The following is a 515-nucleotide window of genomic DNA, read 5'->3' on the forward strand; positions in this document are numbered from 1 at the left end:
GCGACACCCTGACCGGCGTCGAGAACGTCAACGGCAGCCAGCTCGCCGACACCCTGACCGGCAACGCCGGCGCCAACGCGCTGGCCGGGTATGGCGGCAACGACATCCTCATCGGTGGTGCCGGCGCGGACGCGCTCGACGGCAGTGTCGGCACCGACACCGCCTCCTACGCCGGCAGCGGCGTGGGCGTGACGGTCAACCTGACCAGCGGGACCGGCACCGGCGGCGACGCCCAGGGCGACACGTTCGCCGGCATCGAGAACGTCACCGGCTCGACCGGCGCCGACACCATCACCGGCAACGGCTCGTCGAACGTCCTGGACGGCGGGACCGGCAAGGACACCATGACCGGGCTGGGCGGCGCCGACCGCTTCGTCTTCTCCGCCACGGCGCACAGCGCGGTCGGGGCCAATGCCGACCGGATCACCGATTTCAGCCATGCCCAGGGGGATCGGATCGACCTGGCGGCGATCGACGCCAACGCCGGCGCCGCCGGCGACCAGGCCTTCAGCTTC

At 72.4% G+C, this 515-nt stretch carries 1 protein-coding gene; it reads left to right on the top strand.

From position 1 onward, the window contains the following. On the top strand, window positions 1-515 hold a 515-nt coding region (locus tag ACTOWL_RS38050; RefSeq protein WP_441326496.1), incomplete at both ends, for a calcium-binding protein.

The sequence above is a fragment of the Inquilinus sp. CA228 genome (assembly GCF_052078665.1).
GTDB lineage: Bacteria > Pseudomonadota > Alphaproteobacteria > DSM-16000 > Inquilinaceae > Inquilinus.